Origin of the sequence: Corallococcus exercitus (assembly GCF_003611585.1) — a bacterium.
Lineage (GTDB): Bacteria > Myxococcota > Myxococcia > Myxococcales > Myxococcaceae > Corallococcus > Corallococcus exercitus.
Genome location: NZ_RAVW01000372.1, coordinates 1 through 9661, shown reverse-complemented (window position 1 = coordinate 9661; position 9661 = coordinate 1). Strand labels below are relative to the sequence as shown.

Below are 9661 nucleotides of genomic sequence, written 5' to 3'. Positions count from 1 at the left end.
GGTGGCTTGGGGTGGGGTGCCCTTGCGCGCGAGGTATTTCTCGATGGGGCGGTTGTCCAGCAGCCGCGCCGTGAGGCACGTCCAGCACGCGCGCTCGCCGGTGCCCACCACCGGGCCCGCATGGCAAGCGGTGCCAGACACCTTCAGCGGGAGGAACGCGGCGCCCGCGCTCCGGGCTGCACGGGCCAGCACGAGCGCTTCGTGCGACAGGTAGTCGTCCACCAGCAGCACGTGGCGGTCGGAGTCCTCGCGCACGTCCAGGCCGGTGTCGCGCAGCGCCTCCGCCAGCCGCTCCCCGTCCTCGCCGTCGACGGCGCGCACCGCGACGGACATGTCCAGGAGCCGCCCCGCCGCGACCGCCGCGCCCACGCCCAGCGACTCCCAGAAGCCGGCGACGCTGTCGTCGAAGACGTCATGCGCTTCCTCCACGTGCCCGCGCTCCTCCAGGAGCGACAGCGCGTAGAGCACCTCCGGCGCGGAGGCCCGTCCCGCCAGCGCGGCGATGACGTTCGCCACGGTGCGCTGGCCATCCAGCAGGGGCACGATGCTCGCGTGCAGCTCGCCCTCCAGCAGGAACTGGGCGCGCTCCCCGACGAGGAACACGCGCCGCGCGTCGAGCACCTCGGCGCGCAGGTGGGGCTTGATGCGGAGGACTCGGTCCATGGGCAGGCGGGCGAGCCTAGCCGGGGCCCGCGCCCGTGCCTATGACGGGGCCCGGCTACCGGGAGCCCGGACTCCGCGTGGTAGAAAGCCGCGCATGCCCCGCATCCCCCTGGCGCAGAGCGCGCGTGTGTCCCCGGAGTCCGTGCATCCCCCCCTCCGGAGCCGCGCCGCCACCGGCACCGTGGAGGTGACCCTGGTGCTGCGCCACGGCTCGCCGCTGCCCACGGTGGCCCAGCTGTGCGCGGATCCCCCGCGCCGCCCGCTCACCCACGACGAGTTCGAGGCGAAGTACGGCACGGATCCGAAGCACCTGAAGACCGTCCGCGCCTTCGCGAAGAAGCACGCGCTGCGCGTCGTGTCCGAGCAGCGCGCCCGGGGCTCCGTGGTCCTCCAGGGGACCCCGGTGGCCATGGGCAAGGCCTTCGGCGTGGACCTGCGGCGCTATACCCACGGGCACACGTCCTACCTGACCCACACGAAGCCGGTGACACTGCCTCACGCGCTGCGGGGCGTGGCGGAGTGGGTGCTCGGGCTGGACACCCGGCCGCTCGTCATCCACAACGCCGCGACGCTGCCCGTGCCCCGCGAACTGGCGAAGCAGGCCGGGGTGCGCTCGTACACGGCGCCCCAGGTGGCGAACCTCTACCGCTACCCCCGCAACCAGGGCGAGGGCCAGTGCGTGGGCATCATCGAGCTGGCGGGCGGCTACAAGCCGGCGGACCTGGAGGCGTACCTGAAGTCCGTAGGCGTCAAGCGCACGGCGCCGGTGGTGAACGTGGGGCCCAACAAGGCGGGGGCCCTCAACACCGCCTCCAACGCGGAGGTCACCATGGACGTGGAGCTGGTGGCCTCCGTGTGTCCGGGCGCGCGCGTCGTCGTCTACAACGCGGGCTCGAAGGACTACTCGCTGCGGGACTACCACCGCGTCCTGTCGGAGGCCATCAGCGACCGGGAGAACCTGCCCTCGGTGCTGACCACCAGCTGGTCCTTCTATGAAGGCTCGCTCATCCAGCAGGGCGAGGAGCTGGCCTTCGAGCGGCTCTTCATCGAGGCGGCGCTCCTGGGCATCACCGTGTGCGCCGCGTCCGGAGACCTGGGCTCGCAGGTGCCCGTCAACGGCCACTCGCCCACCGGCGCCATCACGCTGGCCGCGACGAGCTACCCCGCCGCCAGCGCGCTGGTGCTGGGCTGCGGCGGCACGACGCTGGAAGCGCTGGGGGACGTCCTCCACCACGAGCGCGTGTGGAACCGCCTGGGGGAGGCGATGTCCATGGGCGCGCTGGGCAACACCTCCACGGCAGCGGGCGCGAGCAGCGGCGGCGTCAGCACCATGAACGCGCTGCCGCTGTACCAGCGCGGCATGGGCGTGCCCGACCTGGTGAAGTCGTCGTGGAAGAACGGCGTCTTCGACCTCTCCCGCGGCACGGGCCGGGGCGTGCCGGACGTCGCGGCGAACGCGGACCTGCACACCGGCTATCAGATCGTCTTCAAGGGCCAGCAGGGCGTCGCCGCGGGCACGAGCGCCGCCGCGCCGATGTGGGCCGCGCTCATCGTCCGCCTCAACGAGGCGCTGGGGGAGCGCGTGGGCTTCCTCCACCCCCGGCTGTACGCGCTCGTCACCGAGGGCGTGCCCGTCGTCCGCCGCATCACCCAGGGCGGCAACGGCGCGTACTTCGCGAGCCACGACACGCTCTGGAACGCGTGCACCGGCCTGGGCACTCCGGACGGTGAGGCGCTGCTCGAGGGCCTGCGCAAGCTCCAGCGCCGCAAGCACTGACGCCCGCGCACCGCGCCGCTCAGATGGCGTCCTCGGTGATGCCCAGCTTCTGGCGGAGGGCCTGGAACCGGGCGTCCATCCGGGCCCGGTGCTCCGGCTTGAGCGCCGGCTTGCCCCGGCCCACGCCGCCCTTGTTGATGAAGCCCGCCCCCGGCTCCCTCGGCTCGTACACCACCGTGCGCGGGTCGAAGCGGGCGTCGTGCTGCTTCATGTATTCGAAGCCCGTCTTCTCCATCAGCAGGGGCAGGTCCTCGTCCGCCACGGGCACGCCCAGGAACGCGCCGATGCGGCGCATGCAGCCCTCGCGGTCCGCGACAAGGTCCGCGTAGCGCACATGCAGCACGTTCGCGTCCGCGCGGTGCGGCCACCACGAGGCCAGGTGATCGCCCCACTCGTCCTTGCTCAGCATCTTCTGGACGAACTTGTCGAAGTCCAGGCGCAGGCCGGTCATCACGCAGTTGTGCGTGTAGCGGGACACCAGCGCGTCGGGCGCGGCGCGCGTCACGTAGATGATGCGGCAGTCCGGCGGCGGCCGGAGGAACTTGTACTTCGTGTGTGTCTTCAGGATGCGCGGGCTCTCCAGCCCATCCAGCAGCTGCTCGGCCCGGGGGGAGAGGACCAGCTCCTCCAGGAAGGGCGCCACCTGGAGGATGTGGTCGTACTCGCCGCGGCCCCGGGTGAGGAGCTGGTAGACGATCTGCTGCATCCACGTCGTCCCGGACTTGGGGAAGGTGGCGATGTAGATGTCCCCCGGCCGGGGCTTCAGCCACACGTGGCGCAGCCGCAGCCAGCGGGCCGCGTCGAACACGATCCGGTGCACCGTGCGCAGCAGTTCCAGGAAGCCCACCACGACGTTGAGAACCGCCCTCAATACAGGGCGGGAATCAGCGGAATCCTTGGACATGGCGGCTTCATAGCAAACTACGCGGAGCGTCCCCGCACCCGCTCGTCCACCAGCGGATGCCGTCCGGTGAGCGACGCGAGGACGATGATCAGCTCCGCGGGCTCGATGGGCTTCGGCACGTGCATCTGGAAGCCCGCGAGCAGGGCCCGGGTGCGGTCCTCCATCCGCGCGAAGGCGGTGAGCGCGATGGCGGGCGTCTGGCCCCCCTGCTCCAGCGGCAGGGCGCGCAGCCTGCGGATGAAGGAGTAGCCGTCCTCCCCAGGCATGCCGATGTCGGAGATGATGACGTGGGGGCGGTGGAGCTGCTGCTTCTCCAGCGCGTCGCGGGCGCTGGAGGCCGTGACGACCTGGGCCCCGCGGTTCTCCAGCACCACGGCGAGCAGCTCGAGCGCGTCGGGCTCGTCGTCCACCACCAGCACCTGCAACCCCTCCAGCACGCTCCGGGCGAGCGACGGCGCATCCTGGCGCGCCTGGGTCTGGAGCAGGGGCGGGCTTCCCCTCGACGCCGCCGCGGCCGACAGCGGCAGCGTCAGCCGGAAGAGGGCGCCATGCCCCTCGCCCTCGCTCGTCGCCTCGATGGTGCCGCCGTGCAGCTCCGTGAGGTGCCGCACGATGGCCAGCCCCAATCCCAGGCCGCCATGCTTCCGGGTGGAGCTTCCGTCCACCTGCCAGAAGCGCTCGAAGATCTGCCCCAGGTAGGCCCGGGGGATGCCCTGGCCGGTGTCCTGGACCTCGATGAGGACGTGGCCCTCCACCCACCGCAGGCGCACGATGACCTGGCCGCCCCGGGGCGTGAACTTGATGGCGTTGGAGAGCAGGTTCCAGACCATCTGCTGCAGCCGGTCCGCGTCGCCATGGATGGAGCCGGTGCCCGGGGGCAGCTCGGCGGAGAGCGTGACGCCCTTCGCGTCGGCCGCGTGCCGCACCGAATCCAGCGCCGCCTCGATGAACGCGGCGGGGTTCACCGGGCGGATCTCCAGCCGCATCTTGCCGGTGATGATCCGCGACACGTCGAGCAGGTCCTCGATGAGCTGCGTCTGCACCTGCGTGTTTCGCTCCACCGCCTCCAGGGCGCGGGCGGCCTTCTCCGGCCCCAGCTGTCCCGTGCGCAGCATCCGCGTCCAGCCCAGCATCGCCATCAGCGGGGTGCGCAGCTCGTGGGAGACCGCGGCCAGGAACTCGTCCTTGGCGCGGTTGGCCTGCTCGGCGCCCAGGTGCTCCGCCTTGGCCATCTCGAACAGGCGCGCGTTGTCGATGGCGATCTCCGCCCGCCGCGCCAGCTCCTGCACCAGCTCCAGGTCCCGCGCGCCGTAGCGGCGGCCCGAAGGGGAGGCGCACACCATCAGCGCGCCGAAGACGCGCCGCTGAGCCCACAGGGGGACGATGATCCACGACCCCGGGCGGATCCGCTCGTCGTCGCCCTGTGGGCCCAGGACCTCCAGGAGGACGTCCTCGGTGAGCTCGGGCAGGCGCTCCGGCACTCCCGTGCGCAGCACCCGCGCGACGCCGTGGCTGGCGGTGGCGGACGGAGGGAAGGCGCGGTGCTGTTCGCGCAGCAGGGGCACCCGGGTGGGGTCCGCGTGGGCGACCATCGCCTGGCGCACGGGCCCGTCGTCGTCCTGGAGGTAGACGGCGCACCAGTCCCCCAGCCGGGGGAGGATCAACGCGGAGAGCCGCTCCAGCGTGACGGACATCTCCAGCGAGGCGGTGAGCATGGTGCTCGCCTCCGCCAGGAAGCTCAGCGTCTCCGCCGCGCGCTTCTGATCATCGATGTCGGTGCAGGTGCCCAACCACTGGAGGATGTGGCCGTGCGCGTTGCGCAGCGGCAGGGCCTGGATGAGGTGCCAGCGGTAGGTGCCGTCCGCATGGCGCCGGATGCGCCCCTCGCACTCGAAGGGCGCCCCCGCCTGACGGCTGTCGTTCCACTTGCCCAGACAGCCCACCACGTCGTCCGCGTGGACGACGTCCCGGGGGAGCATGGCGCTCGTGCTCCCGCGCTCCTCCCGCGAAGACACGGGGGGCAGGCCGGTGTAGTCGTACCAGCGCCGGTTGAAGTATTCGGGCCGGCCGTCGGGGCCCGCCGTCCAGACGATCTGCGGCAGGGCCTCCGCGAGCGCGCGGTGCCGCTGCTCCGCCAGGTGCAGCCGCATGGCCTGGCGCAGGCTCTGCCCCAGCCGCTCGGCGGACAACCGGCCCTTGGCGATGTAGTCGGACGCGCCCGCCTTCATCAGCTCGACGGCCGTCTGCTCACTGCCCTGGCCGGTGAGGACGATGATGGGGGAGCGCGAGCCCCGGCTGCCCAGCTCGCGCAGCACCCAGAACCCGTCCTCTCCCGGCAGGAAGAAGTCCAGGAGGATGACGTCGAAGGGCCGCGCCTTCAGGTGCTCCAGCGCCTCGCTCCCGCTCGCGGCCTCCACCACGTCCACCGACAGTCCGGTCGTTCCCAGCAGGCGCTGGACCAGGAGCCGGTCGACCTCGTCGTCGTCGACAAGCAGCAGCCGGAGGTGCTCGGTCATGGTGGGGACTTCCACCGAGGGAGGAGAGGCAGGGGTGACACTCACGCGAGGCGTTCCTCGGATCCGGGCCAGGTGAAGTGGAACGTGGTGCCCGTGCCTTCGGCGGACTGGACCCAGGCCTGGCCGCCGCGACCCTCCACGAGCTTCTTGACGACACTCAGGCCCATGCCGGCGCCCTCGACCTTGTCGCGTGAGACGAGCGTCTGGAACGGGCTCCAGATCTTCTCGTGGTACCGGGGCGCGATCCCCTGGCCGTCGTCCGCGACGGAGAAGTGATGGACGGCGGAGGTGGCCTCCACCTCCACGCGGATCCGCACGTCCTCCCGGCCCGCGTGCTTCAGGGCATTGGAGAGCAGGTGCAGGAAGACCTGCTCCAGCGCCGCGCGCTCCGTGACGAGCACCGGCATCCCGGGGCCCGTCTCCAGCCGCGCGGAAGGCCCTGGCGCAAGCCGCGCCATCACATCGTGGAGCAACCGGCCCACCTCCACCGGCTCGGGCGTCTGGCGGACGCGGCCCGCGCGGCTGTACTCCAGCAGCCCATCCAGCATGGCCTCCATCCGCTGCACGCGCCCACGCAAGAGCTCCAGCTGCTTGCGCGCCCCCGGGCCCACCTGCGGTCCCAGGTCCTCCTCCAACCACTGGGACAGGTTGGAGATGCCGCGCAGCGGGGCCCGCAGATCGTGGCTGGCCACGTAGGTGAACTGGTCGAGGTCGGCGCTGTTCTGCCGCAGGGCCTTGCGCAGGCCCTGGACCTCGGCGAGGAGTTCGTCCTTTGTCTTGAGGGAGTCATCCATGGAGGGGGGACCGCGCAACGGGTCCTCCGCAATACCGTCCCCGTGCGAAGGCCCTCAACCCATGGGCGCCGAGTGAAGGGTAGACGACACTCTCCAGGCGCCCTCCCGAGCAGGCGTACAAAGGGTCGCGTCGGAAAGCAGACAGTCACCCGAAGGTGCCTGATATCCGCCCGGAAGCGAACGCTAGATGCCCGCGCGCTCGGACTCCTCCTGAGTCGCGATGCCGTGCAGGCTCGAAAGGCTCCGATGACCGCCGCCACCTCCGGTGACAGAACGCTGCACATCCTGTTGATCGAGGACGACGAGGTGGACGTGATGAACGTCCGCCGCGCCTTCCAGAAGAACCACATCGCCAACCCGCTCTACGTCGCCACCAACGGCCTGGAGGGCCTGGAGATGCTGCGCAGTGGCAAGGTGCCCGAGGGGCGCCGGCTGGTGCTGCTGGACCTCAACCTGCCCAAGATGAACGGCCTGGAGTTCCTGCGCGCCCTGCGCGCGGATCCGGAGCTGCGCACCGCCTCCGTGGTGGTGCTCACCACGTCCGCGGACGAGCGGGACAAGATCGACGCGTACAACCTGAACGTCGCCGGCTACCTGCTCAAGCCCGTCACGTTCATCAACTTCGTGGAGGTCATGGCCACGCTGAACAAGTACTGGACCCTCGTGGAGATGCCCTGACATGGCCGTGCAGCGGACACCCGGAACGAACACGGTGACCCAGGTCTTCCCCAATGGCGGTGAGGTCGGCGCGCTGTACCGGGAGAAGGACTGGAGCGCGCATCCGCTGGGCCCCCCGGAGCGCTGGCCCCAGAGCCTGAAGACCGCGGTGAGCATGGTGCTGGGCTCCCAGTTCCCGCTCATCGTCCTGTGGGGTCCGCAGCTCTACCAGTTCTACAACGACGGGTACCGCCTGCTCATGGGCAGCAAGCACCCCGGGGGCCTGGGACAGGGCAACAAGGAGTGCTGGCCGGAGGTGTGGCACATCAACGAAGCCATCTACCCGCGCATCTTCAACGGGGAGACGGTCAACTTCGAGGAGCGGATGTATCCGCTCGCGCCGCACGGCCACCCCGAGGAGTTCTACCTCACGCTCTGCTACAGCCCGGTCCGCGACGAGACGGGCGCGGTGGGCGGCGTCTTCGTCTCCGTCTTCGACGTGACGCGGGAGGTCCGCGCGCGCCAGGAGCGCGACCGCGCGCTGGCGGAGGCGAGGGCGGAGCGCGAGCGGCTGTACGAGGTCTTCATGCAGGCCCCGGCCATCATCGCCGTGCTGGAGGGGCCCGAGTACCGCTTCACCGTGTCCAATCCGCTCTACCAGCAGCTGACCGGCAACCGGGAGCTGCTCGGCAAGCCCCTGCGCGAGGCCCTGCCGGAGATCGCGGACCAGGGCTTCCTGGAGCTGCTCGACACCGTGCGGACCAGCGGCAAGCCCTTCATCGCGCACGACGCGCTGGTGCGCCTGGACCGCAAGGGCACCGGGGTGGTGGAGGACCTCTACGCGGACTTCGTCTACCAGCCGCTCAAGGACGCGAGCGGAAGCGTGTTCGGCATCATGGCGCACGCGGTGGAGACCACGGAGCAGGTGCTGGCGCGCAGGAGCATTGAAGCGCTGGCCGCCGAGCGCATCGCGATGCTGAGCCACATCGCCGACGCCGTGCTCACCTTCGACACGGCGGGCCGCATCAGCTTCCTCAACGACATGGCCCGCACGCTCCTCCCGGGGCTGCACGTGGGCGCGCCCTTCGCCGCCCAGGCCTTCCGGCAGGAGCGGGTGGACGGCACGCCGCTCTCCCCCGACGAACTGCCCCCGGCGCGGGCGGGGCGCGGGGAGCGCGTCCTCCACGAGGTGTGGAACATCTGCACGCCGGACGGCCACAGGCTGCGCGTCCAGGGCAGCGCCATCCCGGTCTACACCGAGACCGGCTCCCTGCTGGGTGTGGTGCTCACCCTGCGCGACATCACCCAGCAGCACCGCCTGGAGCAGCAGCTGGAGGTGGAGCGCAACCGGCTGACCCAGGTCTTCATGCAGGCGCCCGCCGCCATCATGGTGGCCCGCGGGCCCCAGCACGTCATCCAGGTCGTCAACCCGGGCTACGCCCGGGTGGCGGGCAACCGGCCCCTGGTGGGCAAGACCATCCCGGACGCCTTCCCGGACCTGGCGGGCCAGGGGCTCTTCGAGCTCTACGACCAGGTGTACGCCACGAAGGAGCCCTTCATCGGGAACGAGGTGCCCGTGCGGGTCGAGCGCTTCGGCCGCGTGGACGATGCGTACTTCAACTTCGTCTACCAGCCGCTCGTCGACGAGGACGGGGAGACCTTCGGCGTGATGACCCACGCAGTGGAGGTCACCGACATGGTGCGCGCCCGCCAGCAGGCGGAGGAGCGCAACCGCGAGCTGACGCGGCTCACCCAGGCGCTGGAGCAGTCCAACCGCGAGCTGGATCAGTTCGCCTACGTGGCCTCCCACGACTTGAAGGCGCCGCTGCGCGGCATCGCGAACCTGGCGGAGTGGCTCAAGGAGGAGGTGGGCACGAACCTCACCGCCGAGGCGCAGGAGTTCATCACGCGGCTGCACGGCCGCGTGCACCGCATGGAGGCCCTCATCGACGGCATCCTCACCTACTCCCGCGCGGGCAAGCTGAGCGAGCCGGCCCCGGTGGACACGGGGGCCCTGCTCAAGGAGGTGGTGGAGCTGCTGGCCCCGCCGCTGGAGGTGCAGGTGGCGGTGCAGCCGGGGGCGCCCACGGTGAGCGCCGAGCGCGTGAAGTTGCAGCAGGTGTTCCTCAACCTCGTCGGGAACGCCATCAAGTTCACCCGCCTGCACCGGCCGGATCCGCGCATCCAGGTGACGTGGCGGGACGTGGGAGAGCAGTACGAGTTCACCGTCGCCGACAACGGCGCGGGCATCGCCCCGGAGTTCCACGAGCGCATCTGGGGCATCTTCCAGACCCTGGAGAGCCGCGACAAGGTCGAGGGCACGGGCATCGGGTTGTCCGTGGTGCGGAAG

Annotated in this window: 6 protein-coding genes and 1 pseudogene; 3 read left to right on the top strand and 4 right to left on the bottom strand. The window is 71.0% G+C overall.

Going from position 1 to position 9661, the window contains the following annotated elements:
• Positions 1–663, bottom strand: a pseudogene (locus D7W79_RS32530) (TOMM precursor leader peptide-binding protein); the annotation flags it as partial.
• Positions 664–757: 94 nt separating this feature from the next.
• Between D7W79_RS32530 and D7W79_RS32525 the strand changes: the two are divergent.
• Positions 758–2440 (top strand): S53 family peptidase, encoded by a 1683-nt coding sequence (locus tag D7W79_RS32525; protein ID WP_158617103.1) that lies wholly within the window; start codon positions 758–760, stop codon positions 2438–2440.
• Between the two features lie 19 nt (positions 2441–2459).
• Here the strand turns inward: D7W79_RS32525 and D7W79_RS32520 are convergent, their stop codons facing one another.
• The 3 genes from D7W79_RS32520 to D7W79_RS32510 are packed head-to-tail and all read right to left on the bottom strand — an operon-like array spanning position 2460 to position 6654.
• The gene (locus D7W79_RS32520; protein WP_208729895.1) at positions 2460–3311 is read right to left on the bottom strand and encodes a sulfotransferase domain-containing protein; all 852 of its coding nucleotides are present in this window, start codon (positions 3309–3311) and stop codon (positions 2460–2462) included.
• Between the two features lie 50 nt (positions 3312–3361).
• Entirely contained in the window at positions 3362–5860 is a 2499-nt protein-coding gene (locus tag D7W79_RS45910; protein ID WP_120529251.1) for a response regulator, read from the bottom strand.
• Positions 5861–5901: 41 nt separating this feature from the next.
• Positions 5902–6654: a sensor histidine kinase gene (locus D7W79_RS32510; protein WP_120529250.1), complete on the bottom strand. Its 753-nt coding sequence runs from the start codon at positions 6652–6654 to the stop codon at positions 5902–5904.
• Positions 6655–6879: 225 nt separating this feature from the next.
• Between D7W79_RS32510 and D7W79_RS32505 the strand changes: the two genes are divergently transcribed.
• Entirely contained in the window at positions 6880–7332 is a 453-nt protein-coding gene (locus D7W79_RS32505) for a response regulator (protein WP_276375522.1), read from the top strand.
• Position 7333: 1 nt separating this feature from the next.
• Positions 7334–9661 (top strand): PAS domain-containing sensor histidine kinase (locus D7W79_RS32500; protein ID WP_120529248.1); only part of this gene is annotated, 2328 nt, incomplete at its 3' end.

Coding starts and splice junctions, on each gene's coding strand:
- D7W79_RS32525 (WP_158617103.1), top strand. CDS start 758: ATGCCCCGCATCCCCCTGGCGCAGAGCGCGCGTGTGTCCCCGGAGTCC.
- D7W79_RS45910 (WP_120529251.1), bottom strand. CDS start 5,860: ATGACCGAGCACCTCCGGCTGCTGCTTGTCGACGACGACGAGGTCGAC.
- D7W79_RS32510 (WP_120529250.1), bottom strand. CDS start 6,654: ATGGATGACTCCCTCAAGACAAAGGACGAACTCCTCGCCGAGGTCCAG.